Annotated in this window: 29 protein-coding genes; 19 read left to right on the forward strand and 10 right to left on the reverse strand. The window is 37.7% G+C overall.

Translation table 11 applies throughout. The annotated features are described in order from the left end of the window. Positions 1-17: 17 nt before the first annotated feature. On the reverse strand, positions 18-434 hold the full coding sequence (locus WC707_03595; protein ID MFA6066241.1) for a MerR family transcriptional regulator: 417 nt from the start codon (positions 432-434) through the stop codon (positions 18-20). A gap of 106 nt (positions 435-540) precedes the next feature. Here WC707_03595 and yidC point away from each other — a divergent pair, with 106 nt between their 5' ends. The 7 genes from yidC (at position 541) to WC707_03630 (ending at position 5,760) form a co-directional block, all read left to right on the forward strand. Then, a complete protein-coding gene (yidC, locus tag WC707_03600; protein MFA6066242.1) occupies positions 541-2,076 on the forward strand; it encodes a membrane protein insertase YidC in 1,536 nt (511 codons plus the stop codon). 15 nt (positions 2,077-2,091) lie between these two features. Continuing rightward, positions 2,092-2,697: a recombination mediator RecR gene (gene recR, locus WC707_03605; GenBank protein ID MFA6066243.1), complete on the forward strand. Its 606-nt coding sequence runs from the start codon at positions 2,092-2,094 to the stop codon at positions 2,695-2,697. 2 nt (positions 2,698-2,699) lie between these two features. Further along, positions 2,700-4,016 carry a Xaa-Pro peptidase family protein gene (locus WC707_03610; GenBank protein MFA6066244.1) on the forward strand — a complete coding sequence of 439 codons (1,317 nt, stop codon included), beginning with the start codon at positions 2,700-2,702 and terminating at the stop codon, positions 4,014-4,016. Beyond that, entirely contained in the window at positions 4,003-4,593 is a 591-nt protein-coding gene (locus WC707_03615) for an ankyrin repeat domain-containing protein (GenBank protein ID MFA6066245.1), read from the forward strand. Before WC707_03610 ends, WC707_03615 begins: the two co-directional genes overlap by 14 nt. 5 nt (positions 4,594-4,598) lie before the next feature. After that, positions 4,599-4,829: a hypothetical protein gene (locus tag WC707_03620; GenBank protein ID MFA6066246.1), complete on the forward strand. Its 231-nt coding sequence runs from the start codon at positions 4,599-4,601 to the stop codon at positions 4,827-4,829. Positions 4,830-4,931: 102 nt separating this feature from the next. Continuing rightward, on the forward strand, positions 4,932-5,384 hold the full coding sequence (rplM, locus tag WC707_03625; protein MFA6066247.1) for a 50S ribosomal protein L13: 453 nt from the start codon (positions 4,932-4,934) through the stop codon (positions 5,382-5,384). 133 nt (positions 5,385-5,517) lie between these two features. Beyond that, on the forward strand, positions 5,518-5,760 hold the full coding sequence (locus WC707_03630) for a hypothetical protein (GenBank protein MFA6066248.1): 243 nt from the start codon (positions 5,518-5,520) through the stop codon (positions 5,758-5,760). Here the strand turns inward: WC707_03630 and murA are convergent, their stop codons facing one another. Continuing rightward, positions 5,761-7,023 carry a UDP-N-acetylglucosamine 1-carboxyvinyltransferase gene (gene murA / locus WC707_03635; protein ID MFA6066249.1) on the reverse strand — a complete coding sequence of 421 codons (1,263 nt, stop codon included), beginning with the start codon at positions 7,021-7,023 and terminating at the stop codon, positions 5,761-5,763. A gap of 91 nt (positions 7,024-7,114) precedes the next feature. Further along, the gene (locus WC707_03640; GenBank protein MFA6066250.1) at positions 7,115-8,005 is read right to left on the reverse strand and encodes a hypothetical protein; all 891 of its coding nucleotides are present in this window, start codon (positions 8,003-8,005) and stop codon (positions 7,115-7,117) included. Positions 8,006-8,186: 181 nt separating this feature from the next. Between WC707_03640 and WC707_03645 the strand changes: the two genes are divergently transcribed. The 5 genes from WC707_03645 to WC707_03665 all read left to right on the forward strand — a co-directional run bounded on the left by WC707_03645 (position 8,187) and on the right by WC707_03665 (position 11,946). After that, the gene (locus WC707_03645; GenBank protein MFA6066251.1) at positions 8,187-8,336 is read left to right on the forward strand and encodes a hypothetical protein; all 150 of its coding nucleotides are present in this window, start codon (positions 8,187-8,189) and stop codon (positions 8,334-8,336) included. Between the two features lie 174 nt (positions 8,337-8,510). Next, a complete protein-coding gene (locus tag WC707_03650) occupies positions 8,511-9,125 on the forward strand; it encodes a hypothetical protein (protein MFA6066252.1) in 615 nt (204 codons plus the stop codon). After that, a complete protein-coding gene (locus WC707_03655) occupies positions 9,122-10,330 on the forward strand; it encodes an ATP-binding protein (protein MFA6066253.1) in 1,209 nt (402 codons plus the stop codon). Before WC707_03650 ends, WC707_03655 begins: the two co-directional genes overlap by 4 nt. A gap of 4 nt (positions 10,331-10,334) precedes the next feature. Next, a complete protein-coding gene (locus tag WC707_03660) occupies positions 10,335-11,279 on the forward strand; it encodes a hypothetical protein (protein ID MFA6066254.1) in 945 nt (314 codons plus the stop codon). A 247-nt stretch (positions 11,280-11,526) separates the two neighbouring features. Next, a complete protein-coding gene (locus WC707_03665) occupies positions 11,527-11,946 on the forward strand; it encodes an RNA-binding protein (GenBank protein MFA6066255.1) in 420 nt (139 codons plus the stop codon). A gap of 95 nt (positions 11,947-12,041) precedes the next feature. Here the strand turns inward: WC707_03665 and WC707_03670 are convergent, their stop codons facing one another. After that, the gene (locus WC707_03670; protein MFA6066256.1) at positions 12,042-12,911 is read right to left on the reverse strand and encodes a hypothetical protein; all 870 of its coding nucleotides are present in this window, start codon (positions 12,909-12,911) and stop codon (positions 12,042-12,044) included. A 70-nt stretch (positions 12,912-12,981) separates the two neighbouring features. Here WC707_03670 and WC707_03675 point away from each other — a divergent pair, with 70 nt between their 5' ends. Together WC707_03675 and WC707_03680 are read left to right on the forward strand one after the other, a co-directional pair. Continuing rightward, positions 12,982-14,772 (forward strand): ABC transporter transmembrane domain-containing protein, encoded by a 1,791-nt coding sequence (locus WC707_03675; protein ID MFA6066257.1) that lies wholly within the window; start codon positions 12,982-12,984, stop codon positions 14,770-14,772. Between the two features lie 62 nt (positions 14,773-14,834). After that, positions 14,835-15,563: an MBL fold metallo-hydrolase gene (locus tag WC707_03680; protein ID MFA6066258.1), complete on the forward strand. Its 729-nt coding sequence runs from the start codon at positions 14,835-14,837 to the stop codon at positions 15,561-15,563. Here WC707_03680 and WC707_03685 read toward each other — a convergent pair. The 5 genes from WC707_03685 to WC707_03705 all read right to left on the reverse strand — a co-directional run bounded on the left by WC707_03685 (position 15,543) and on the right by WC707_03705 (position 19,040). Further along, a complete protein-coding gene (locus WC707_03685) occupies positions 15,543-16,016 on the reverse strand; it encodes a hypothetical protein (protein ID MFA6066259.1) in 474 nt (157 codons plus the stop codon). The two genes, WC707_03680 and WC707_03685, sit on opposite strands and share 21 nt — an antisense overlap. A 16-nt stretch (positions 16,017-16,032) precedes the next feature. Further along, positions 16,033-16,668 carry a hypothetical protein gene (locus tag WC707_03690; protein ID MFA6066260.1) on the reverse strand — a complete coding sequence of 212 codons (636 nt, stop codon included), beginning with the start codon at positions 16,666-16,668 and terminating at the stop codon, positions 16,033-16,035. Between the two features lie 21 nt (positions 16,669-16,689). Further along, positions 16,690-17,109 (reverse strand): hypothetical protein, encoded by a 420-nt coding sequence (locus WC707_03695; protein MFA6066261.1) that lies wholly within the window; start codon positions 17,107-17,109, stop codon positions 16,690-16,692. Positions 17,110-17,200: 91 nt separating this feature from the next. Beyond that, positions 17,201-17,749 carry a hypothetical protein gene (locus tag WC707_03700; GenBank protein MFA6066262.1) on the reverse strand — a complete coding sequence of 183 codons (549 nt, stop codon included), beginning with the start codon at positions 17,747-17,749 and terminating at the stop codon, positions 17,201-17,203. 91 nt (positions 17,750-17,840) lie between these two features. Further along, positions 17,841-19,040, reverse strand: a complete 1,200-nt coding sequence (locus WC707_03705; protein ID MFA6066263.1) for a hypothetical protein — start codon at positions 19,038-19,040, stop codon at positions 17,841-17,843. A 178-nt stretch (positions 19,041-19,218) separates the two neighbouring features. Between WC707_03705 and WC707_03710 the strand changes: the two genes are divergently transcribed. The 5 genes from WC707_03710 to WC707_03730 are packed head-to-tail and all read left to right on the forward strand — an operon-like array spanning position 19,219 to position 25,244. Beyond that, the gene (locus WC707_03710) at positions 19,219-19,998 is read left to right on the forward strand and encodes a prolipoprotein diacylglyceryl transferase family protein (protein MFA6066264.1); all 780 of its coding nucleotides are present in this window, start codon (positions 19,219-19,221) and stop codon (positions 19,996-19,998) included. Then, the gene (dnaG, locus tag WC707_03715; protein ID MFA6066265.1) at positions 19,995-21,743 is read left to right on the forward strand and encodes a DNA primase; all 1,749 of its coding nucleotides are present in this window, start codon (positions 19,995-19,997) and stop codon (positions 21,741-21,743) included. Before WC707_03710 ends, dnaG begins: the two co-directional genes overlap by 4 nt. Further along, positions 21,740-23,638 carry an RNA polymerase sigma factor RpoD gene (gene rpoD / locus WC707_03720; GenBank protein ID MFA6066266.1) on the forward strand — a complete coding sequence of 633 codons (1,899 nt, stop codon included), beginning with the start codon at positions 21,740-21,742 and terminating at the stop codon, positions 23,636-23,638. Before dnaG ends, rpoD begins: the two co-directional genes overlap by 4 nt. Beyond that, entirely contained in the window at positions 23,638-24,927 is a 1,290-nt protein-coding gene (locus tag WC707_03725) for a hemolysin family protein (GenBank protein ID MFA6066267.1), read from the forward strand. Before rpoD ends, WC707_03725 begins: the two co-directional genes overlap by 1 nt. Further along, entirely contained in the window at positions 24,924-25,244 is a 321-nt protein-coding gene (locus tag WC707_03730; protein ID MFA6066268.1) for a hypothetical protein, read from the forward strand. Before WC707_03725 ends, WC707_03730 begins: the two co-directional genes overlap by 4 nt. On the opposite strand, the gene WC707_03735 is transcribed toward WC707_03730, so the two are convergent. Continuing rightward, positions 25,235-25,678, reverse strand: coding sequence for an NUDIX domain-containing protein (locus WC707_03735; GenBank protein ID MFA6066269.1), 444 nt, complete (start codon positions 25,676-25,678; stop codon positions 25,235-25,237). The genes WC707_03730 and WC707_03735 overlap by 10 nt on opposite strands. Positions 25,679-25,718: the final 40 nt, after the last annotated feature.

The following is a 25,718-nucleotide window of genomic DNA, read 5'->3' on the forward strand; positions in this document are numbered from 1 at the left end:
GCCCCATCTGTATATCATTACAAAAGCTCTCTAAGCTTAATAAGCTTACGTTGTAAATCAATAATCTGTTGTTCAATACGCGCTGCCAAATCTTGGCCACAATCTTCTACGTCACTATTGTCATTATTTTCAGATACTTTTGCTTCCTGATCCATATTGGTTATTTGAGACGCAATAATGTCCGACGTCACCGCTTTTTTACCCTGATCTTTCAAAAACTTTTTGGCGCCCGCAATAGTAAAGCCTTTTTCATACAAAAGCTCTTTGATGAGCGAAAATTTTTTAAGATCCTTTTCATCATAAAAGCGCTGGCCACCTTCTGATCTTTGAGCGCGAAAATGAAACTCCTTCTCCCAAAAGCGCACCACAAATTTTTCGACAGCTAAGAGATCTGCAAGCTCTCCTATGCGAAACTTCCTTTTTTCCATCTTCATAATACTTGCTCCTTACGTTTATCTTTTTGCAAATGCATGGTAGTATTATAGCTTCTTACTATGCCATATATTACATCAACCTAATGCAGATAAGGTATAAAAATCCATGAAATTGCAAGATATTATTCTTTACGTACCGTTAATGATCATAACTTCCTGGGGAATCCAGTATTTTTTTGTTACCCCCATGATCAAAAAACAAGAGGGTGTTACCTTAAAATCCGGACAAAGCTTGATTGCAACTCCCGCTGATCAACTCACCAAACCTCTTCTTCTTGATATAGCATTCGCACAAGAGAGGGGAATGCCTGAGCAAAAAAGCACGGTTACAACGCCTCACGCCACGTATACTTTTTCTACACACGGTGGCTCACTGGTGCACATAGAAAACATACGCACCATTAATCATAAACAAGAAGCGCTCTCGATACTTGATATTACTGATGATCATGAAAAAAAAGCCGGCGGACTTTTTGTAGCACTTACTGAAGCAAGCCCTTATGAATATCAGCTGATACGCAATCAACGCGATGACCATCAAACGACGGTTATATACGAAGCGCAAACTACTGAAGCAACAATTACAAAACAGTTTATTATCGATGACCATACTCATGTGATTGATACAACAATTACCATAGAGCCACGTGGTCAAAAAACAGTGCTACCGCGTATTTTTCTACCAGGGCCTCTTGTTCCTGCGCTAGGCGCCCAACAAAACAATATGGCCCTCGCATTTACCGATAAAAACGTTATAGAAAAAATAAAACCTGCTGATGTTATCAATAAAATATGGGTTCAGCCAACACTTTTTGGTGCAGAAAATAGATACTTTGTTAATGCATTAATTACCGACAATCAAAAGTTCACACAACGCGCCTATTATAAAATCATCAATAACGAAGTAACAACTATCTTGGAAGGTCCAGCGATCACCGAGAAAAAAACATGGACCATGTCATTTTATTGCGGACCAAAAGATAATTCGAGCATGGTTGCAGCTGATCCTCGCCTTGAAGAAACCTTGGAATATGGCTGGTTTGGGCCACTTTCAAAAATGCTTCTTGGGCTTTTGAATTTACTCTATTCATATGTGCATAACTATGGCTGGGCAATTGTCATCATGACCATCTTGATGAATTTACTCACTTATCCGCTCACTGTAAAAAGCTCTTCAAACATTAATAAACACGCCGAATATGCTAGAAAAAAACAATATTTAGAGCAAAAATATAAACATGACAGAGAATTACTCGCTCATGAACAAGCAGAGCTCGCGACAAAGTATGGTCCAAAAGCTGGCGACATGCTCGGATGTCTGCCCTATCTCATTCTCATTCCCGTTTTTATGGCACTTAATAAAGTTTTAAATAATTCGATAGATCTGTACCATGCGCCATTTATTGGCTGGATTACCGATCTTTCGGTTAAAGACCCTTATTATGTTTTACCTACTATTATGGGTTTAGGGATTTTGCTACAAGGCGCTCAAGGAACCAATCACGATCCACGTCAATATGTTCTAAAAATATTTATAGCGTTGGTAGTTGTTGGTATTATGGGTAATTTTTCTGCGGGATTAACCCTTTTCTTGTGTACCAAAACAATATGCGACTTTATACAAAATAAACTTCAAAAATAGTAACCCTAAAAAATCATGAACAATCATACTGATAATGTTCCAAGTTTAACCGTATTATTAAGGCAATTACAGCAGGTGCCCTATCTTGCATCAAAAAATTTGTATCGCGTAGCGCATCATTTTTTGATGATGGACAATAACAAGTTGCAACAGTTTTGTGCGGCGCTTACAACCGCAAAAAACAATATTAGCAAATGTACAACCTGCTGGGCGTGGCGCGAAAATGACCGAGCCTGCATGCTCTGCTGCCCTCCACGAGATACGCGTATTATTTGTGTTGTTGAAACTTGGTACGATCTTTTTGCCCTCGAAAAAACAGGTGCGTATAAAGGAACATATCACGTACTTGGCGGCGCAATTTATCCACTAGAAGGCATAGGACCAGAAAATCTCACCATCAGCGCATTGGTACAACGAGCAGCCCAGAATTGCGATGAAATTATTTTGGCCATGAACCAGACACCTGAGGGAGAAGCAACAGCATCATTTATTGCGCGAACGCTCCATAATATTCCCGCCAAGATAACCTGTTTGGCGCGAGGCGTGCCTGTCGGCTCCTCACTTGAATTTACCGATAAATTAACCTTACACAAGGCACTTTCCGAGCGGAGATCATTTTAATTATGAAAAAAGAATCACTTTTCAAACAGCGGCAACATGCCCTTATTGAAACAATTAAAAAACAATACCCAGAACAAGGACTCGTCGTTTTATGGGCTGGATTTGAGCGCAGCTCAGAACCATTTACTCAAGAAAGTTCTTTCTATTATATGACCGGCATTAACGAGCCGGGCGTTGTTTTTGTTATGGACATGCATAAAAAAACAATGCTGTTTATACCGCACTACAAACAATCGCGCGCTCAATGGATGGCGCATGCGCTCGAAAAAGACTCAAAAAACCTTCAAACGCATGGTCTTGATGCTATCGAATACCTAGGCCATCCCATTACCGGATACCAGTGTTCGCCCATTATCAAACAACAAGATTATGCTTTTTTTATAGATTTTATAAAGCAACATATTGCCTCACAGCATAAGATATATACACTTAACGTAAACAATCAAAATGCATATATAGAACAGCAATTAACACTTATGCAAGTTGAAGCGCTTGTTCCAGAAATTACTCCCAATCTTGTTGATATTTCGGCATTTATTGCATCAATGCGTCGTAAAAAAACACCCGTAGAGCTTAACGCCCTTCGCAAAGCCATAGAAATTACCGCAATTGCACACCAAGCCGCTGCATATGCCATCGAAGATGGTGCATCAGAGCAAGCAGTTATTGCGGGCATTGATTATATTTTTGCCGAATCCGGTTTTCAAAAAGCCTTCCCTTCTATCGTCGCGAGCGGCAAAAACGGTACGGTTTTGCATTACCACGGCTCTGCAAAAAAAATGCGCGATGGAGAATTGGTGGTCGTTGATATTGGCGCAAAAATAGACGGTTACTGCGCAGATATTAGTAGAACCTACCCCGTTTCTGGTGCGTTTACAGCACGTCAAAAAAAATTATATGACATTGTTTTAGAAACGCATACACTCGTTGCACGCTTAGCAAAACCGGGCATGTGGCTTTCTAACAAAGAAAAGCCGGAGCAATCGCTCTATCACCTAGCGCTCAAAAAATTATCATCATATGGCTATGGTGACTATTTTACCCACGGCATCGGCCACTTTTTGGGTCTTGATGTTCATGATGTTGGTAATTACGCCGATCCGCTACAAGAAGGCGACGTCATCACCATAGAGCCGGGCATTTATATTCCAGAAGAATCAATCGGCATTCGTATTGAAGATGATTATCTTATAACCGCTCTCGGCGCTCAACGCCTGTCGGGACAATTACCACAAGATGTTAATTCAATAGAAAAAATGGTGTCGGAAAAAGATCAAGAAGATGATGAAGATTACGAAGAAGATTATGAAGATAATTAAAACAAGTACAATACTTGCTGTTTTTCTACCACTTGTAATACACAGCATGACGCTCGAAAAAGAGGCAATTTATGCCGCTTTAAGAACAGATAATGTACAAAAGTTTATAGAGGTCTTGGATGCGCATAAAAGCCCAGAAAATTGTGATTATGCCCTGAGAAAAACTATAGATATTATAGAGCATCTCAAAAACAGAGATACGTTCGTCAAAGAAATTTTTTTACGGGGAGCAAACCCTACGTATATCATGTCAGAAACCAACTCTTGCAGACCAGATAGCCATATTTTATCTAGTTACGTAATGCGAGTAAAAGATTATCCAAATATTCTTGAACTTTTTTTGCAACATAAGACAGATATAAATACTCAAGACCCAAACACAGGCAATACCTGCCTTATGTTCGCCGCCAAGTGGAAATATAATGATCTAGGTAAAAAACTGTTAAAATATAAAGCTAATACCGCACTTAAAAACAACAGGAATCAAACAGCGCTTGCCATCGCGCAAGAGAACAAAAACGAACAACTTGCTGATTTGATAGCAAAACACGAACAGATGTCACATAATCAGGAATAATGATCATGATAAAATTATATAAATATATATATGTTATTGTAGCACTATCAGCAATATCTGCATATGCCATGAGCGATATATATGAATCTCAAGAAGCATTAAAGCAATCTTCAGAAATGAGTCCGGTAGAAATAGTTATTGACGGCAACTCAGAGACTACCACTACTAAAGAATCTCAAGAATATGATTTTCTATCTGAATTTAACGAAAAAAATGATAATTGTACTATTATTTGACCAAGAGATAGTTATCGATTAAAATAATAAAACCACTTGTTTTTAAGCACTTTTTTCAAAATTATCTTTTACTTATAAATTTCAGGGTTTTTTACTATGGATATGAACAAAACATTTTTTTTAAAGACAGCACAAAAAGATCCGCGCTGGCGCTTAATCGATGCAAAAGATCAAGTTGTTGGTCGCTTAGCAACACAAATTGCTGATATTTTACGCGGCAAAGACACAGCACATTATACTCAACATATCGACTCTGGCGACTACGTTGTTGTTATCAACGCCGAAAAAGTTAAATTTACGGGTGATAAACTCGAACAAAAAGAATACGTTTGGTATACCGGCTGGATTGGCGGACAAAAAAGACTTACCGCGCAACAAATGATGGATAAAAAACCTGAAGAAATTCTCTATCATGCGGTCAAAGGAATGCTTGCCTCTACCAAAATGGCACGCTCCCAATTACGCAAATTATTAATTTATAAGGGACCTAATCACCCACATAAAGCTCAAATTATTGGGCATGCTCCAGCTACCAAAGCTGAAAAAGCGGCTTAAAGCTCATATATATAAAAAAGCTCCGGTATATAAAAAACCGGGGCTTTTTTATTGTCTGCAAGACTATTTTTATAGTATACTCATATCATAATATTATTTATCAACTATAAATATTTATAAAATAGGGGCTCTTATGAAATATAAAATTATTTTTACTATAATTACAGTAACATTCCTATCGTTATCCGCAAACAATGGTGCGAATATAACCTCTGCCAATATTGAGACAGAAAATATTGCCAATAAACCTGGTCAAATTGCTCAAACAGCCCAACAACATGAGAGTGAGCACCTTCTCGAAGCTCAGCAATGCCGTCACTGCTCTGAAGAAGAATTTAAAAGCCCTACTGCAGCCGGTTGTTGCGCAATTATTTAATTATCCAACGCGTATTTTGCCGCCCAATTTCATAATTTTATCTTCAAGCTTATTGTAACCTCGGCGCAAATGGTGCACGCCGCTCATCACTGTCTGACCGTGTGCTCCAAGCCCAGCGATAACTAGCGCCGCTGAAGCTCGAATATCGGTTGCAATAACAGAAGCGCCGTAGAGCTCGTCTACGCCCTTTATAACAGCCATCGTTCCGCTCTGCGTAATTTGAGCGCCCATTTTTTGTAATTCTCTAATATGCAATAGTCTATTTTCATATACCGTTTCATGAATAACGCTTTCTCCAGAGGCTCTGCACAACACGGCCATCATTGGCGCCTGAAGATCTGTTGGAAACCCTGGATACGGCATTGTTTTAAAAGAAACGGCACGCGGATTAGCTGTGGCAGAAAAAGATATACCCATTCCGTCAGGCCCAATACCAATAACATGGCCCATTTCATCCAATTTTTCTAATACAAGCTCAAGCATGTCAACATGGATATGGGGAATGGTAACCGACCCGCCCGTCATAGCTACGGCAAGCAATAATGTGCCGGCCTCTAATCGATCTGCCATAATAGCATGTGTTACAGGTTTGAGATCTTCAACTCCTTCTATAACGATAGCTGCTGGTTGAGTAATGGTAATATGTGCCCCCATTTTTCTTAACACAGCAATTAAATCAAAAACTTCCGGCTCCAGCGCAGCATTAATAATGGTTGTCTTACCTGGCGTTAAAGCAGCCGCCATCATAATATTTTCGGTAGCACCTACGCTCGGATATTCCAGCATAAAGCGCTGTGGGGTTAACTTTTCTGCACGTGCATATAAAGCGTCCTGCGTATGCGTAATAACTGCACCCATTTTGGCAAATGCTTTAAGGTGGTAATCGACAGGTCGAGCACCAATAACACACCCACCGGGAAGAGCTATTTCTGCTGCACCATAACGTGCAAGCAACGGCCCCATAACCAAAATAGATGCCCTCATCTTTTTCATAATATCAGCATTGACCGCCTGAGCACATATAGTAGACGTATCAATATCAGCTGTATTGTTTTTTTCATCAAAATAAACAGTAGCGCCAAGATTTTGTAAAAGTGCAATCATTTGATAAACATCATTAGAACATGGCACATTAGTCAAATGCGATTTACCTCTCGTTAAAATAAGTGAGGCCATAATAACAAGTACCGCATTTTTTGCGCCATCAAGTATAATTTCTCCCTGCAATAATGGGGACTGTTCTATAATAATATGATCAGACATATAACTCTTTCCCAAATTATAAAAATAAAAAACATTTTTTACGCTTGTAATTAATGTATAAAAAAACGAGTAAAGAGTATATTTTTTACGATTATCTGATAATAAATTCAGGATAATAATCAATATGCGAAGAGCGATTTTTTATGTTATATAATGCATGAATATTAATTTTTAATCCTTCATTAAATTTTTGTAAAAGTGCTTCTACGCTAAAAAGATTCATGTGATAATTAGGGACGCCTTCTTGAACAACATTCAGAGGTATATTAACCATTTTTGAATCCCTATAACAAAGCCCCCATTGATTTTTAACTGAGCACGCCGCCCACTGCCCTTCCATGTTATTAGGCGCAGAAAATGCAATGCGTGATAGGGATTTTATAACATCCTGCTTACGATACAAAGTCATATCAACATTGTTGGGATAACCCCAATCACAGACAGCCCTATTAAACTTCCAGGTTACCACCTTGCTATCAACGCGTTTATGAGAGGGTATTTTTTGAGCACGGCGCATCGTATAGCAATAATTAAGGTGCAAGCCAAGCCGTAAAAAAAACGCGTACGCACCCGTTTTTTGAAGGTATCGCACACAGTCAGCGCAATCTACATAATCTTTTACAATAATATCATCGACCGCAAACAAGCAGAAACTCGCAGGAGTATTGTTTAATATCTCCATCGTTAATTGCTTAAAATCACCCTTTGGATTAACTGGTGATTGTCTGATAAAAGCAATCTGAGGAAACTCTTTTTTAACAGCATCATATGCAGGAGCAAAATTACTATCAGCTCTATACAACACGGTGCAATAGTTAATATTTTTTACATAATGCGAGGCAGATTCTAAAAATGCGTAGAGTTGCAGGGGGCGGTTATAAGAATAAACCAGGAGCTGAACCTGGTTATTATCTTCTTTACAAGATAAGCCCGTAATTGAGAAAAATAGATAAACAGTAGATAAAAAATATAGTTTTTTCATAATGATTCAAAATAACCCGCCAATGCCTCTTATGTAAAGTTTTTTTATACATTATTTTTTAAAAAAATAAAAAAGTACAAAAAACTATTGAATTCTCTGATCTTTTTTAATTATACTTAAAGTAGACTGTAAGCTTTATAATACAAAGCAAAGTAAATGCTATTAAAAAAGGAGACTCTCAATGGCACGTACAGTAATAAAAAAAACTGCTCATCGCAGAAAAAAAACGGCTACGGCTACTAAGGCCAAGAAGCATGCTCACAAAAAGCATACTACTGCCAAAAAACGAACAAGTACTACTTCCAAAATCAGACACTTTTTTGGCTTGTAAGTAATATTTATATTTTTACCTAACACTAATCGGGTGACAATCCACCCGATTAGTGTTATAGATCTCGTCTTTACATACAAAATTTATTGAAAATGCGCCGTTTTTAGCTATACTGTGTTTAAATAATTTTTTAATTTTTTTTAACACAGTTAGATCTTTTACAAGAGCGCACACATGAAATTAAATAAAAAAACTATTATTACATTATTAATAATAATTACTTTACCACCAAACAACATAAAAGCCGATGCCGCTGATATTTTTATGGGTGTTCTTACGGCGACTACTGGATTTGCCGTTGTTACTGTCGGCTCTATACTAGCCGCTCGCGCAACTAACGGCATAATCGATAGGATGGAAGAAAAATATCCGTCATTTTTTAATCAACAAAATCAACGAGCGTTAGAAAAACAAGAGTATTTAGAACATCGCAAAAAAAAGTTAGTTAAACAATATGCTATTGCAGAACAAAGCATATTAAAGTTAAATGAAGAGCTTGAAAAAAAAGCTGCGGAATGTCAAAAAAATAACATATCTTTTGAATCATCTCCGGAAATTATGGCACTAGCTCAATCATTTCAAGAACAAAAATCAAAAATAGAACAAATAGCACAAGCTATACAAGCACATGATGAAGCATTAGCTAGTGTTGAAAAAGCCATGCAATCCATTAATTCGGCACAGCAACAAGATAAAGCCGAAACAACGATGACCACCGTTACAGGAACATTACAACTGGGAAGCGAAATTTTATTCAAATTACAACAATTAACGAGGCCAACATTATGAAATCTACTTCAAAGGCTTACCTACTTACTGCGTTAATCGTATTTCAATTCGAGAATATACATTCAGGTTCTCATTTCAATAGATTACAACAAAACACAAAAAACTTTTTTTTAAACACAACTATTGGGCAATTGTTTACTGGCACAGCATTCACCATAGGTGTCGGCGGAGCAAGTCTTGTATACGCAACTTCTGTAGCTAAATTTGGTGGATTTTCTCCTGAAGTACAACCAACTATAACCAGCGGTCTCTTTAAAACTATGTTTGGCGTTTGTCTAACCTGGGGCAGCTTTCAATATATGCGCAATTTTTCAAAAGAAGGGCATAGCTGGAAACAAGAGTCTGCTGCTGACATTGCAAAATTGATGAAAATTGATACAGAAATCAATACTGGTTCCGATAAAGAAGAACAGGAATCAGAAATAGAGCAAAAACATAATCCATTTTGCATTGCACGCGAAATAGTCGATAGGACAGGCCAAGATCTAAGTTTTATAATGAGCAATCCGATTCGAAAATCCTTTCTGTTATACGGAGAACCAGGAACCGGAAAAAGTAATGTACCGCTCTTGGTAGGAGGCTTAATATCTGCGCCTGTTTATACTATGGGCGGAGCTCAATTCGTTAAAGAATATGCTGGGCAATCATCATCATTCGTGTATAAAATTCAAGAATATATGAAGAACATTGCGAAGACAGGCACCACGGTATTCACAATAGATGAAATTGATTCAATTTTACCCGCTAGAAACAATAATAATGACAGTGTCTCTAAAGACCAAAATGCCGCAGTCAATGCATTTCTCACCATGCTTGATGACATAAACAAAGTTCCTGAAATTATACTTATAGGCACTTCCAATGATTCTAAAAAAGAAGACGGTTCATTCAAAAAATTAGATTCTGCATATATTAGTCGCACTTCCGAGCAATTTGAAGTCAAAAAGCTAAGCCCGATTACGCGAAAAAAATATTTAGGCTGTTCAGTATTTAACGTTGCTCCTGATGCAACCTCTCATCTTGCAAAAGAAACTGATAATATGAGTTTTCGAGAAATGGATCAGTACATTGCAAAAATTGGCTTACAATTAATTAAAAAAAATGGTCAATCTCACATGTTAGACATGAAACGAAACGGCAAAAAAATATCCCTTGACCTAATAAAGGCACTCGAAGACAAAGAAAAACTAGAAGGCCAAGATTAGTCTTATGACAAAGATACATTTAGTTTTATTGATAATTCTGGCCTGCGGGATGGCGGGGGCGATGGAAGAGGGGCAGGCGCCGGCACCGCACGCGTTGCCGCAAATACAACTTGAAGATGCGATCTATACAGCTATTCAAAAGCAGTCTACTGCAGAGCTTAAAAAAAAGCCGCCATTTGATGTCGCAGCATTTAAAATTCTTAAAGAACAATATCTGCAACAACTAGCTCTTACAGAGGCCAAGAAGAAAAAGAAGCGGGAAAAAAAGCGTACTACGAAAAAAAACGTTATAGCACAAGAGCCGCCCGTAGAGCCAAAAGATCTTTCTGGACGTTGCCGTAAGCCAAAAGACCATGCGGAACAACTCCGTTTTTTAAAATCAATAAAAAAATATGAAGTAATATGCATGGCATTGGCGCGCCATGCCCTATTTTTTACTACGGCACATCACCATTATCCAGAGCTCATTACTACATGGAATTGTTCAATAGAAAATTTTAAGGCAGATTTGCAAATCGCAGAAGACACCAAACCTAATGATGCGCTAAAAAAGTGCCTCAATGATCTAGATGGCTGCCTCTCTGAAGAGTACAAAGTCATCGGAAAAAAGATGAGCGACCTAGGCATGCGATCAACAGAGAGCAACCAATCATATGAATGGATCGACTTTGTGATATCACTCACAGGACTAGTCACTTCTTACAAGAAAATAGTAGCCCCCAAAGAATGCTTATGGAGCGCTTTTTTGGATACAGAAATACAAATGAGCTGGCGCAGTCTCCTACGTCATGCCAGTGTTATTTTTGACAAAAATGTCACCATCGACCTCATGACAGCTGACCAGGATGCCAATCACTCGTGGGTTTATAAAATATGTGATCGCTATGTTGATTCAGACTACGTTAAGCTACAGGATTTTGAAGACAACGATTCTGATCTAGACAAATAAGATAATTCCTGATATAGTATTAAAAGAGTTAAATTTTATAGTTCATCAATTAAAAATTCTAAAAATTCAATGATAAAGCATTCCTTTCGTAAGACTCATACAATGACACTTATCGGTTCCGATGCCAATCTACGAAAAAATGATAACCTTCTTGATACTATATTTGTTCTTTTAAAATGTTTGAATCCCGTGCGGGAGAACTGTTGTTAGTTATAATTATTAATCTATTTTTTAGTGAGTCTAAATAATGAATATTTATGTGGGAAATTTGTCACGCAAAGTTACAGATGAATCTTTGAGAAATGCGTTTGAACAATTTGGGGAAGTTAAAGAAGTAAAAATTATCCGAGATAAATTTACAAATGAAACTAAAGGCTATGCTTTCGTAACAATGTCTAACGACGACGAAGCAAAACAAGCAATGGAACAATTAAACAATCAAGAGTTGGACGGACAACGTCTTCGTGTTAACGAAGCGCTCCCTCAACAAGACCGTCGTGACCGCGGTCCTCGCTCTTCAGGCGGCGGATTCGGTGGCGGCCCACGTTCTGGTGGATTCGGTGGTGGCCCACGCTCAGGCGGATTTGGTGGCGGCCCACGTTCCGGCGGATTCGGTGGTAGCAGTGACAGAGGCGGACGCAGCAGCGGTGGATGGCGCGGCGCTTAATTTCAATTTATAAAAGCAGTCACTGCACAAGATTCAAATAGAAAAAGGGCTTTCCTCACGGAAAGCCCTTTTTCTATACGGTAATATTTTTCTTCTCATGGTTTTTTTCTGCTCATCAGTCGAGCATGATAATCGTTAATTGCCTGTTCATTATTATGGGTCTTTTTAATATTTTTGAGTAATCGTTTAGCCGCCTTAAGACATGTTTTTACTTTAATAAAATGGCGCTTATCGTTAAAATCTATAGGAACAATGACTGCGCCCTGAACAATCATATTCCCAATAACTAAATCATTATGGTCTATTTTTTTCATACTTTTGATATTTTTTGCAATAAGATCAAGCGATGGATATGAAACATATAACATAAGCGCTGTAATCAAATTAATACCGGGAAGCCAGGAAGATCTGACTCCATTTTTTACACAATATTTTTCGCGGAAATTACTCATAATCGGATAACGCGGCTCTGGTGATTCTGGCATTACCTTACAAGACCAACGAGGAATATCGATACCATTTTTTGGTGTATGCATTATAGAAGAATCTCTAAATTGAGCATGGGCGTTATCAAGCACTACATAATCTGCGAGATGACAAAAAGACTCTGTTATGATAAGATCGTGCATGAGAAGTACATCAAAATGCTCACAACGGCTCAACGTTTTAATATCAGGCTCCGATAATGTGTACACGTTCAGCAATACAACATTTTTAAGTTTATTGAGCACAGAATAGTTAATTGTACCTGTTTTATTTCCCACGGTAAGTATAATAAAAACCGATGTGGGGTATTTTTGTGCAAGCTGCACCGAATATTTAATATCATTGGGACAAATTTCTAGTAAAGTAAATGGACGAGTATACTGACCCAATAATTTTGTTATCTCTGCTGGTATGTGCTGATCGCGACCATACGAAAAAAAATATACACAGACTACCATATATAATAATTTTATTTTCATGGCTCCCCCTTCTTTATTAAGATAATAAAGATTTTATTGCTAACAAGTAAATAAATTATAGGAAAAAATTATGAATTTTCAGTTAATAAAAAATAGTTACATCTTCAGAATTATGCGCACATTCAAAATATTATGGCCTTTTATCTGGAGAAAAGACACCAAGACGCATTTTGTTACATCCATTTTTATTACCTTTGCTGTTATTGCAGCAAACATAGGAACGTTGCTCGCGCTTAAACATATTATTGATCTTTTTTCGGAATCTGTGGCAACTCCGCAATCATACATACTCATACTACTCACGACATACGCACTATTATGGGTATTAGGTCATATCGGCAATGAAATTCGTTCATATATTGTTGTCCAGGCACTTGAAAGATCAATAAATCATTTTGGGCTTAATGTTTTCGACCACTTATTACGGCTCTCATCACGCTTTCACAGTCAGCGACAAACGGGAGAAATAACCCATGCTATAGAAAAAGCTCAACGCAGCTTTGACGATATTTTTTGGGGATTTTTTTTATTTATGTTACCCACCCTTTCAGAAATCATCTGTGCGCTTATAGTACTATGGTATTTTTACGGATTTTTATATAGTGCTCTTTTAATAATTATTTTATTAGGCTATATGCTCCTCACTATGTTTGGTATGAAATGGTCAGGGCACGCACAAGACACCTATATCAAAAAAAGCACACAAGTTGCCGGACGTATTGTTGATAGCTTGCTTAACTTTGAAACTATTAAAATTTTTAACAATGAGCAGTTTGAGCATACGGAGTGTACACATCTTATAGAAAAAAAAGAAGCGGCTGCGCATAAAAAAAATTTTACGGCCACCGTTATTGCGATTATACAGGAGACAATAATTGGATTGGGCATTTTTATTGTTACCGCCATAACAGGCATACTGGTGATACAAAAAAAACTAACTCCCGGAGATTTTATTTTAATCAATACGTACCTTATACAATTTGCAACGCCCCTCAACTATCTAAGCTATATCATACAACAGATGCATAGAGGGCTCAGAGATATACAACAGGTTCTGAGTCTATTACATTTCAAGCCAGAAATTACTGACGCTCCTCATGCTCTTAATTTTGATACTATTGATATGTCCAATGCCGAAGTGCGTTTTAACAACGTCAGCTTTATTTATTCTGATCGCGACATTCTTAACAATATTTCTTTAACTATACCCGCTGGAACAACTACCGCTTTTGTTGGATCAACTGGCGCCGGTAAATCAACCATATTTAGATTATTATTCAGATTTTATGACGTTACCCAGGGCTCCATTACTATTAATGGCCATGATATTCGCTCGGTCACGCAAGCATCACTCCATACGCTCATCGGTGTTGTGCCACAAGATACCGTACTCTTTAACAATACTATCGCGTACAATATTGCATATGGCAATCCTCTGGCAACACAAGAAGAGATTGAACGAGCTGCACACTTAGCCCATCTGGACAGTTCTCTCAAAACAATGGCTGAAGGCTATAACACAAAAGTTGGAGAACGAGGACTCAGATTATCAGGTGGAGAAAAACAACGGATTGCAATCGCTCGAGTAATTTTAAAAAACCCAAAGATTCTTATTTTTGATGAAGCAACATCAGCACTTGATACAAAAACAGAAAAGAGCATTCAAGCAAATCTTGATGAGATTTCTAAAAATAGAACGACTATTATTATCGCGCACCGGTTATCTACAATAACACATGCAGATCAAATCATTGTACTTGATAAAGGGACCATTGCAGAACGCGGAACGCACCAAGAGTTGATCGAGCGTCACGGCTTATACTATGATTTATGGCACAAGCAACAGGCAAATAATAATTAAACCGGCATGGTTCGATTCGATAGGATCGATGTATCGAAGGGACACATGTAAAGGGTCTCATTATGAACATAACTTTTTTAGGTACACGCGGATACATAAAATCAAGAACACAGCGGCATTATCGTCATACATCAACACTTATTAGTCACAATGACCATCATATTATGATCGACTGTGGTATCGATTGGGCAGAAAAAGTATGTGACATCAAACCCGATGCCATTATTATTACTCATGCTCATCCAGATCATGCATGGGGACTTAAGCATGGGTCGCCCTGTCCTGTATATGCCACGCAAGAAAGCTGGCATATTATGCAACAATTTGAAATACCACAAGTGCTTCGACACATCATAACTCCCAGAACTTCTTATACACTTCATAATGTTATTATCGAAGCTTTTTCCGTCGTGCATTCAATTCGTGCACCGGCCGTTGGTTATCGCATTACCATCGGCACAACAACTATATTTTGCGTCCATGATATTGTGTATATCGAACAACGTGCAGAAGCATTGACGGGAGTGAGTTTATATATTGGTGATGGCGCATCGCTCACGCATCCTATTATCAGAAAAAAAGATGGGATGCTATTTGGACATTCACCTATCAGCACACAATTAACATGGTGTCGTAAAGAAGGAGTGCCGCAGGCAATTTTTACGCATTGCGGAACACGCATTGTAGAATCTGATGCGCGTGAGGTGAATAAAAAGCTACAAGAGCTTGCCAAAAAAAGAGGAGTGCAGGCATCAATCGCGTATGATGGCTTACAACTGAGCATAGACTAACAAATCTGCATCCAACTGCCTGAGCGCGGGCATAAAGTTGCTCGCTACTTCTAATTGTTTAACAAAGTCGTTATGCCGGCGCATAAGATCTGGTTTCCATACCTCTATAATTTTTTCTGTTTCTTCTGTCATATTTTTTTCTTTGGTCATATTAATGCGCGCATTCTCACGTTCCGACAACAGCACCGTTGCCAATTTAGTACCTGATAATGCATACAATATATATTGTGTACTAAGAAATTTTTCACCACCTCTATAAACGCTCACATTCTCTCTGCGCGTTTCATAAGCGACAAGCTTGTTATCAGTGTCATAGATGGGCGTATCATGATTTGCTATAATCTGCTCTTCGGTCAACGGTTCTTGCTTCTTGCCCCAACCAAATATCCCGCCACCCCAACACGTAGCAGCAAAAAATACCGCGAGCAATATACCAAAAAATATTAGCTTCACACACCCTCCTCATCACCTATATAATTCGCGACAATAGCAACAAATCATTATGCAATCGCCCTGCCGCCTGCAAAAACTCCTCGCCTTCAAGCGCTTCCCCAGAACCGAAATTACCCGGCTTTTCAAAAAAATCTGCAAAACGTTCTTCCGGAGATTTCGACAGTTCTGCATTCATCCGTTCTCCAAATTTCTGCCAGCCTTTTTGTGACTCTTCATCCCTCTTGGCTTTCTTTTTAGCGTCTTCTTTTAGCGACTGCACAAGGCCCGGATATGATGCCAACACAGTCTCAACAAAATGTCCTGCAAGTTTAAATTCTTCGGCATTGAGGCCTTTATATTTGTTATCTATACTACGATAATCTTCACCTAAAGCAACATATATGGTTATCAACAACTTACCGTACTGATCATAGAATGCATGCTCTCCAACTGAGATCTTAAGTCCACTGGGCAACACCTCTGACGATTCTTTTTTAGTTGTATAACCAACAACTGTATTATCGGTAGCAGAGGCAACCACAGGCGTACCGCCCTTTGCTATAATCTGCTCTTTTGTCAATGACTTTTTCGACCCAAGAGGCCACCAGCCGTGCAAACATGGAGCGGTAAAAATTCCTGATATTAATACACAGAATAGCATTCGCCTAATCATATTCTCTCTCCTGTTTTTTAGTTACAAAACCTGCGCAAGTGCAAGTAGATCACTGTGCAGCTCATCCAAGAATTCAGAAGAATCTTTAGATAAACGATACTCATGCAATTTTTGTCGTGCAATTTCAGCACTTTCTTCCAACCCAGTTTTTACCGTCTCAACAAATTTATCGGCGTCTTCCAATCGCTCTTTTCTTTTTTTATCTTTATCTTGCTGAATTTTTTCTGCACTTTTTGTTAGCTGCTCAGCGCTTTCCTGTACCATTTTTTGTACTTTTCTAGCACGTTCTCGAAAAAATGCCGTTGTTCTCTCAAATTTTTCTTTAGCTTTTTTTTTGGCTTCTGCTAGCGCTTCTAGATCAAGATATCCCTCAAAACCCTCGGGCATAGAAGAATAATTTGGCAAACATACTAGTAATAAAAAAAATAGCATACACTTCATAAACAACTCCTTAATACCCTATCGATAATCACACGATAGAGACAGAAATTGCAAGAAATGCATGCTCTTTAAAAAAGATTTTATAATTTTTTTAAGAAATTTTTTCCTGTAATTTTTCGGCTACAACCTCTTCTATCTTAACAGTGACGCCGGCATGCTTACGTACTTTTTTAACCAGCATCTTAACGTCTCTTACAGAAGACCATTGTGCCTGTGAGCACAATTGCTTATACCTTTCTTTAACATCACAAGATATCAGTTGCTTATCATATACCAAAGATAATACTTGTTGTGCAAACTGCGCATGCTGAGTATCTTTCCCCTTACCATAACAATAATTCAAGAACGTAGCCCATTCATACGTGGAGCGTCGCAACTCATACTGATAGCTATTCAATATTTCTTGTGAAGATAATGGTCGCGCCAAAGATTTAAGACCAGTAATATAATACTCTAAAATATTTTTATACGATGGTTTTGGTTCATATGCATTTGGACACATACGCATATCGATAGCAAGAATATTATCAAAAACATTCTTGGGCACTATCTTATTAAGAACACGCAGATCATACGATCCACATAACAATTGTGCTGATGAACACAATAAAATAACAATATTGCAAGAGAAAATTTTCATATAATTCCACTGGTATATACATATCACATACATTAACAGGGAATAGCGTATCAAAGTTTATTACAATGTAAAATAAAAACAATGCAAAAAGTTACTTTATGATGTTTTTTAAAACGGCTATATTTTTCTTATTGAGCACAATGTGCCGAGATCTCTCAAGCGGATGCCACGTAGCCAATGTTCTCGCACGCGCTTCTTCAAGAATTTGGTCAACACTCATCTGAGAAAAAAAATGTTTAAAAAAGCCATCTGCGCAAAAAGCAAAGCGAATACTTGCTTTTTTATTAGGACATTCATGAATGCATGCGCGTAATAATATAGCAGTAGATTGCATATTATGTGCATGAATAAGAGAAGGCACTAAGACAACAAACGGGAAGACATCAAGCGCATCAATAATTTTTGTCGATTTTTCTAAAAACCACAAATTAACATGGTCTACGCGCCTTGGCGCATCATGGACCTGCACAATAATATCTGCTCGAGAAAGTCCTAAATTTTGTTGCGATATCGCAGAAAGATCTACAATGTCAGACATTTTGCAATAACTTTTATGCTCACCCGTAGAAAATTTGTCATATGCCTGAACAAAATCACCCGCAGAAGAAATAAGTACAATATTTTTAAACATATCATCATGAATAAACGGTGCTATTTCTTTATGCATAGGCGTTCCCAACATGCACACTAAATTAATTTTAAGATGCTTCTGGTAGAGAGCCTCCGCCTCGGCAAGATATAAAGCAACCGTCCCGCCATGGCTATGCCCAACAAGATTTATTTCCGGCTCACAACCATTTTGTATAATACATGCATCGCGGTAGTCAATGAGCGCACAGTATAACTCACACGCAGCGCTCTGACGGCATTTTGCCGTTAAATGCCCCATCCATCCAAAAGCAGCATACTGAAGATCAGCATTGGGCGTATAAAAACGAGCCATATCATCGTAAGCACCAATAATATGATATGCTGCTTTTTTACACTCTTCTTCTGAAAGCAAACCTAAACGATATTCGCTCAAATTTTTCTCTGGAACATGCACAAGCCCCTGAGAAAACATAATTTGCTCTTGCCCATTAAGCGAATCTTCCCTAAATTTTTCACTCAGCTTAAATCCCTTGTGATCAGCACAAAACGCCCCTGAAACAATTTCTTTAAGATTGATCATCTGTAACACAGAAGCAACTGTCCCATGAATAAAAACGGTCAACTGAGGCGTGCTATTCAGCGAAAAAGCTATAAAAAAGAGAAAAAATGCAACAAAAGAATACCTGGAAAAACCCCACATAACTCATCCATTATAAAAAAACTATTTTAATTATATTAATATTTAACAATACCACACATATCTTATTTGTCAATTAATATTAAGTAAAAATTAATAATTTTATACATAAGATATATAGTAAAAATTTTAATAACATAGTATATTTATGAGAAACTTATTCTTCTAACGATTAAAATCAATGCATCCAATAATTCTTCATATTTATGGCCCTTTCTCGATTCACTCTTATGGGTTAGCTATATTTATCGGCTTTTCGCTTTTCTTTTTTTTAACAAAAAGAGCAGCTTTAGAGAAAAAACTGGTAACCGAGGATAGTGCCTATAGCATTGCTCAACACTGCGTTTTTGCCGCGGTGATCATGGGGCGACTTGTTCACTTTTTGAGTGAACGAGAAAACTATACCGACTGGTATGACCTGATTAGTTTTTGGGATGGTGGGTTTTCTATACTGGGAGCAATGATAGGCGTATTCGCGTATGCCCCCTTTATTCTACGCATATACCAGGTTCCTTTTTTACGCATGTTTGATACGGGCGCTTTGTATGTTGCACTACTACACGTATGGGGACGCATCGGCTGTTTTTGCGCTGGATGCTGCGGAGGCATTGCGACCAACAGCATCTTGGGGGTTATATATACTAATCCACAGAGCAACGCGCCGCTTCATATAAAAATTCATCCAACTCAGTTATACAGCGCTCTCATTTTTTTTAGTATTTTTATCATTTTAAGATATATCTGCCCACGGTATTGCACAAAACCGGGCCAAATAACGGCCCTCTATCTTATTTTGGCCAGCGCCGAACGCTTTATAATAGATTTTATACGCAATGATCGCATACCCATGGTATTATTTTCATTCCATCAATGGCTTGCTTTAGCGGTCATGGGCATGGCGCTACTCGGGTTCATATACTGCTCATATCAAAAACAACATACAGCCATCTACTCACAATGAATGTTTTTACTCTTATTAAATCTCGCATTTCGATTTTAGATATTGTCAGCGAATATGCCACACTCACACGAGCTGGTTTTTATTGGAAGGGGCGTTGTCCGCTACACCATGAAAAAACCGCTTCATTCACGGTAAGTCCACACAAAGGAATTTATTACTGCTTTGGGTGTCAATCCGGAGGGGATGTTATTGCGTTTATAGCGGCAATTGAAAATTATACACCGTTAGAAGCTGCGCATTACCTTATTGATCGGTATGCCATAGAAATACCCGCAGAAATTTTAACCGAAAAAAGCTTTGGCAACCCTTCCAAAAAAAAATATTTCGAAGCTTACTTACATACGGCTCAATGGTGCAATCAGCAGCTTGTAGCTCATCAGGAAGCCGCCAATTATCTTAATGCGAGAAACATATCGCAAGAAAGCATTAAATATTTTACTCTGGGCTATTTCCCAAGCCAACAATCATTAAAAGGGCTCCTAGCATATTGTTTAGAGCATAATATTCTTGCACAAGATCTTATACAAGCGGGTATCATCACTGAACATAAAAATTCTTTATACTCACCCTTTGAAGAACGAATTATTTTTCCCATAAAAGATAGTAATGGTAGATTTTGTGGATTTGGAGGAAGAACATTCAAAGCTCATGATGATAGAGCAAAATACTATAATTCACCTGATCATGAATATTTTGTAAAAGGCTCTCTGCTGTTTGGGCTTGAAGCAGCAAAAAAAGAAATACAAAAAACCGGCACAGCCTTTGTCGTTGAAGGGTATACCGATTGCATTGCCATGGTACAGGCTGGATTCAAACAAACCGTTGCCACGCTAGGCACTGCATGCACCCAGGAACACCTCAAAATACTCTCAAGACATGCGCTTCATGTTACCTTTATCTATGATGGTGATACAGCAGGTCAAAATGCCATGTTGCGCCTTACGCACCTATGTTGGTCATTTAATATAGAAATTTCGGTTATCGTATTACCCCCGGAAGACGATCCGGCATCATTTCTGGGAAAGCAGGGAGATTTTAATAACCTCATCAACTTAAAGCAAGACATTTTTCATTTTTTTATCGACAAAGAGGGCAGTAGCTTTCCAACACAACCCCTACAAAAACAAATGGGTATCGTACGTCAAATTATTAGCCTTATTGTGGAACTCGATGACCCCTTACGGCAAACGCTTCTTTTTCAACGTGCATCAACCGCTCTGGGGATCCCGATAGATACACTCTATAAACAAGCAAATGGTATAAAAAAAAATACGCTTGAACACAATAAAGACAAAAATAATGATAAAAAAGTTTTATCTGAAATAACAAAATTAGAAAAAAAAATATTTTCTGCTATACTTAATCCATTAACAATAGTACCTCAAGAAGATGAAGAATTTATCATAAAAAGACTGTCACAACCACTCGGAGACCTTCTGCAAAAAGCAAAAGGCTTTGGTATAAACGATAAGCAGGACATGTTTGATCAATTTTTTGACACCCTTACGACCGATGAAAAAAATATCGTAAGCTGCGTACTTATAGAAAGCGGCTATCATGCTCAGAATGATAACTTGGAAGATCTTATACATCAATTTTATAAAAAACAGTGGAAAATGATCGTAAATAATGTCAAGCTTAAATTATCTGAGGCTCATACTATTCATCATGCCGAACTCAATAATACAGTATTAGAAGAATTTCTCATGTTAAAGCAAAAAATGTTACAAAAGGGCCTTATATGATTAAAAAAGTTACAAAAAGTCAACCCCGCAAGGGAAAAATTGCCAAAGGCATTGATCTTAAAGAAGAATTAATTGAGGCTCTTCTTGAAAAGGGCCGCCGCAACAATATTCTCACGCATGAAGAAGTTATGGAGTTCAGCGATCATCACCATCTCACTGAGGCAGAAACAAATGATCTCTTAAAGCTTTTTGATAAAGAAAGCATTGAGCTTGTTATGCATGACGAAATCGAATCTGAAAGTAATGGGCTCGAAGATTTTGAAAAAGAGAACAGTTCGTTAATGCACTTTAAATCTCCGCTTGATAGTTCATTAGAATTTGAAAAAGAAGATGAAGATGAAGACGAAGAAGCTGATGAAGACGATGATGAAATGGATATCGTTAAAGAAAGCTCTGAGTCTCCTTATATGCCAGACGGCGTAAAATGTTATTTACGAGATATTGGCAAAATCCCATTATTAAACAAAAAAACAGAAACTATTATCGCTGAGCAAATTGCAAAAAGCAAGCACAACTCTATAGAATCAATATCCAAGTTTCCCTTTATTCATAAAGAGATTGTTCAAATTGGAGAAAAACTTGCGAAAGATAGTTTAGCGCTCAAAGATATTATTCAATTTTCGGAATTCGATGAAGAAAATCTTCCTAAGTATGAAGAAGAAAAAAATGGTTTATTAATTACCATACAAGGCATAAAAGAACTCATTCAAAATGAAGAAAAGATCTATCACAGTTATCGTGGTAAATTAGACTCTACTGCTGCAAAAAAAGAAATGTTGCATAAGGTACAGCTCAATAAAGAAGAGATTAGCAAAACAATTCAATCGATCAAATTTTCTAATAAACTTATTAGAAAATTAGGAAAACGGATTGAAAAAGCCTTAGGCAAAATACAAGAACGTCATGATTTTATTGCTACAGCACAAGAAAGCATTAAAGAACACTCAACAAAAAAGAAATTAACCGATCAACAAAAAGTTGACATTGATGAGCTAGAACGCCAAGTAAGAAGCGCCTACAAAACAATCAAAAAGATTGAAAATGAAATTGGCATTCCCGAAGAAAAAATCCGTTTTTATGTTCAACAACTTGTCGAAGGACAGGCAAAAGACAAATTAGCCAAAGACGATCTTGCTCGCGCCAACTTACGGCTTGTTGTTAATCTTGCTAAAAAATATGTTAATCGCGGACTTCATTTTCTAGACTTAATCCAAGAAGGGAATATTGGATTAATGAAAGCTGTTGAAAAATTTGAATTTGAACGTGGTTACAAATTTTCTACGTATGCAACATGGTGGATACGGCAAGCAATTACGCGTGCTATTGCAGACCAATCACGTACCATTCGCGTTCCTGTTCACATGGTAGAAACGCTTAATAAAATTAACAAAATAAAACGTACGTTCATTCAAGAGCATGGCAGAGAACCAAGCCATACAGAATTGGCAAAAGAACTAAACATAGATGAAAAAAAGATAAAAAATATTATTAAAATCTCGAAAGAACCTATATCACTAGAAACTCCGGTTGGAGAAAGTGAAGATGCGTTCATTAAAGATTTTATTGAAAATGAAAATGATTTTTCACCTGCCGATACTGTTGCAAGTAGTGACCTTAAAGAACGTGTGCGAGAAGTTTTGAAAAGTCTCACTCCTCGAGAAGAAAAAGTGTTAAAAATGCGCTTTGGTATCGATGTTGCATCAGAACACACGCTTGAAGAAGTCGGTAAAGATTTTGGTGTTACACGTGAACGCGTTAGGCAAATAGAAGTTAAAGCGCTGCGCAAACTACGACATCCTTCTCGTAGTAAAAAATTACAGACATTTTTTGAAAAAGAGTTTGATATTAGACCAGAAGACACACTCGGCGACGAAGAAATGGGAGACGACGAATAATGGAACCTCTTGGGGATAGTTTTTTAATAAACAGTATTCTTTTTTGTATCGCATTAGGATTTTGTGCGCTGTTTTCATTTTTGGAAACAAGCATAACAGCGCTTCGACTTTTTAAACTCAAAGAGCTTGCGCTCTCGAGTAGTCGCTATCAGACAATTTTTCAGTCGTTAGAAAAAAATCCTAATCGCTTACTTAATACAATACTCATTGCCAATAATCTTGCCGACGTTACAGCGGCAACACTTGGCACAATAGTAATGGAGCAACTTTTTGTTAATTTACCGGGAGGCATAGGTTTTTCTCTAGCAATTTTTATTACAACGGCGGCATTACTGATATTTGGAGAAGTCATTCCAAAAAATATTGCTAAAGCGTATGGGGAAAAACTTTTCGCTTCAACACTATGGATAACTAATATTATCTTTTATGCACTACATCCATTTGTCACCGTTCTTATGAATTTGGCTGACTATGTCGTGTATAAAATAAGCGGAGAAAAGCCATTGGCGGGTGAATTTATAACATCAGAAAAAGAGATTCAATTTTTGATCGATTATATTAATGAAAAAGGGCTTATGGAGCCTGATAAAACATCCATGCTTAAAAGTATTTTTAAGCTCGGAACAACACCGGTTAAAGAAATCATGGTACCAGAAACGTCCATGATTTCGATTCGTGCTGATGCATCTATGGCGGAAGCACGCAATTATTTTAACAAGTATCAATTTTCTCGCTTTCCCATTTACGAAGGCTCACTCAATAATGTTATTGGCATGTTGCACCTGAAAGATGTGTTTACAATTTTATCTCAGGGAGAAGGAGAAGAGCGCTTGGTTAAGGACATTGTTCGACCAATTCTTTTCATTCCTGAAAGCATCAAAGTCAATCAGCTTCTCAAAGAATTTAAAGATCAACATATGCACATTGCCATTGTAATCAATGAATATGGCGGCATAATTGGGCTTGTAACACTAGAAGATGTTCTCGAAGAAATCGTTGGAGAAATTCGCGATGAATATGAAGCAGTTACCGAAAAAATAATTCCACTCAAACAAGGTAGTTGGGTAGTTGATGCAAGCATTGAACTTGACCAATTAAGCGAACTGCTCAGTATTCCTTTTGAAAGTGAAGATGCACTCACACTGGGTGGATTTATGACGGAACGGCTCCAGCATTTACCTAAAAAGGGCGAACGATTTACGTATAAAAATTTTACTTTTCAAGTGCAACAGGCCAGCGAAAAGAGAGTGTTTCAAGTGCTTATTTTTTCAGAAGGAGAGAGTCTATGAAAAAAACAGTTCTCATACTATTAATGAGCATGCCGCTCTATACATATACATCTACTGAGCAGCGGCAACTGATCGCAACAGAATTTTTTAATCTTATGACAAATACTGTCGTTGCCGCATCTCATAAAGATGATAAAACTATTTACACAAAAGCAGTAGCGCAAGCGTTGGCACATTTATCGAGTTTTATACAACTCATTTTAACCAAGAACAAACATATTTCTGACAAAAATATTTTACTGCAAGAACTGGAAAAACTTTCACATGATCCAGTTTTCTTGGAGCTCTTAGAACAAGAAATACGTAATCAAGAATGATGTTCTGATGATTTGTTGGCATGAATATAGCGATCGGCCATCTGTATGATTTGACGAGCATTTTGAAACGATAATAGTTTTAATGCATCTTCAAAAATTAACCACTTATAATAAATATGCTCTGATGACAACGTGACCACTTCTGTATCAACTTTTGCAAGATACAAGGTAACCGTTTTATTAATGGTCACGCCCTCTTTATCTTTAAATAAGTAGGTAAGCGACTGTTCAAAAACGTCATCAAGAACAACCTGTAAGCCCGTTTCTTCTTTCACTTCTCGTACTGCAGCCTGCCGTGGCGTTTCATTCGCTTCAATTTTTCCCTTAGGAAAATCCCAATGGCCTGCATTATAATGCAAGATAAGATACTCAATCACATGAGTTTCTGGTTGAACGTAATAGACAACCGCGCCTGCTGATATTTCTTGCTTCATAAGTATCCCTTTTCTTGTAATGATGCAATTTTGTAGCATT

This window comes from Candidatus Babeliaceae bacterium (assembly GCA_041660765.1).
Lineage (GTDB): Bacteria > Babelota > Babeliae > Babelales > Babelaceae > JBAZVR01.

Bases quoted from the DNA above. Each gene is read 5' to 3' on its own strand.
- WC707_03595 (MFA6066241.1), bottom strand. From the start codon at position 434: ATGAAGATGGAAAAAAGGAAGTTTCGCATAGGAGAGCTTGCAGATCTC.
- yidC (MFA6066242.1), top strand. From the start codon at position 541: ATGAAATTGCAAGATATTATTCTTTACGTACCGTTAATGATCATAACT.
- recR (MFA6066243.1), top strand. From the start codon at position 2,092: ATGAACAATCATACTGATAATGTTCCAAGTTTAACCGTATTATTAAGG.
- WC707_03610 (MFA6066244.1), top strand. From the start codon at position 2,700: ATGAAAAAAGAATCACTTTTCAAACAGCGGCAACATGCCCTTATTGAA.
- WC707_03615 (MFA6066245.1), top strand. From the start codon at position 4,003: ATGAAGATAATTAAAACAAGTACAATACTTGCTGTTTTTCTACCACTT.
- WC707_03620 (MFA6066246.1), top strand. From the start codon at position 4,599: ATGATAAAATTATATAAATATATATATGTTATTGTAGCACTATCAGCA.
- rplM (MFA6066247.1), top strand. From the start codon at position 4,932: ATGAACAAAACATTTTTTTTAAAGACAGCACAAAAAGATCCGCGCTGG.
- WC707_03630 (MFA6066248.1), top strand. From the start codon at position 5,518: ATGAAATATAAAATTATTTTTACTATAATTACAGTAACATTCCTATCG.
- murA (MFA6066249.1), bottom strand. From the start codon at position 7,023: ATGTCTGATCATATTATTATAGAACAGTCCCCATTATTGCAGGGAGAA.
- WC707_03640 (MFA6066250.1), bottom strand. From the start codon at position 8,005: ATGAAAAAACTATATTTTTTATCTACTGTTTATCTATTTTTCTCAATT.
- WC707_03645 (MFA6066251.1), top strand. From the start codon at position 8,187: ATGGCACGTACAGTAATAAAAAAAACTGCTCATCGCAGAAAAAAAACG.
- WC707_03650 (MFA6066252.1), top strand. From the start codon at position 8,511: ATGAAATTAAATAAAAAAACTATTATTACATTATTAATAATAATTACT.
- WC707_03655 (MFA6066253.1), top strand. From the start codon at position 9,122: ATGAAATCTACTTCAAAGGCTTACCTACTTACTGCGTTAATCGTATTT.
- WC707_03660 (MFA6066254.1), top strand. From the start codon at position 10,335: ATGACAAAGATACATTTAGTTTTATTGATAATTCTGGCCTGCGGGATG.
- WC707_03665 (MFA6066255.1), top strand. From the start codon at position 11,527: ATGAATATTTATGTGGGAAATTTGTCACGCAAAGTTACAGATGAATCT.
- WC707_03670 (MFA6066256.1), bottom strand. From the start codon at position 12,911: ATGAAAATAAAATTATTATATATGGTAGTCTGTGTATATTTTTTTTCG.
- WC707_03675 (MFA6066257.1), top strand. From the start codon at position 12,982: ATGAATTTTCAGTTAATAAAAAATAGTTACATCTTCAGAATTATGCGC.
- WC707_03680 (MFA6066258.1), top strand. From the start codon at position 14,835: ATGAACATAACTTTTTTAGGTACACGCGGATACATAAAATCAAGAACA.
- WC707_03690 (MFA6066260.1), bottom strand. From the start codon at position 16,668: ATGATTAGGCGAATGCTATTCTGTGTATTAATATCAGGAATTTTTACC.
- WC707_03695 (MFA6066261.1), bottom strand. From the start codon at position 17,109: ATGAAGTGTATGCTATTTTTTTTATTACTAGTATGTTTGCCAAATTAT.
- WC707_03700 (MFA6066262.1), bottom strand. From the start codon at position 17,749: ATGAAAATTTTCTCTTGCAATATTGTTATTTTATTGTGTTCATCAGCA.
- WC707_03705 (MFA6066263.1), bottom strand. From the start codon at position 19,040: ATGTGGGGTTTTTCCAGGTATTCTTTTGTTGCATTTTTTCTCTTTTTT.
- WC707_03710 (MFA6066264.1), top strand. From the start codon at position 19,219: ATGCATCCAATAATTCTTCATATTTATGGCCCTTTCTCGATTCACTCT.
- dnaG (MFA6066265.1), top strand. From the start codon at position 19,995: ATGAATGTTTTTACTCTTATTAAATCTCGCATTTCGATTTTAGATATT.
- rpoD (MFA6066266.1), top strand. From the start codon at position 21,740: ATGATTAAAAAAGTTACAAAAAGTCAACCCCGCAAGGGAAAAATTGCC.
- WC707_03725 (MFA6066267.1), top strand. From the start codon at position 23,638: ATGGAACCTCTTGGGGATAGTTTTTTAATAAACAGTATTCTTTTTTGT.
- WC707_03730 (MFA6066268.1), top strand. From the start codon at position 24,924: ATGAAAAAAACAGTTCTCATACTATTAATGAGCATGCCGCTCTATACA.
- WC707_03735 (MFA6066269.1), bottom strand. From the start codon at position 25,678: ATGAAGCAAGAAATATCAGCAGGCGCGGTTGTCTATTACGTTCAACCA.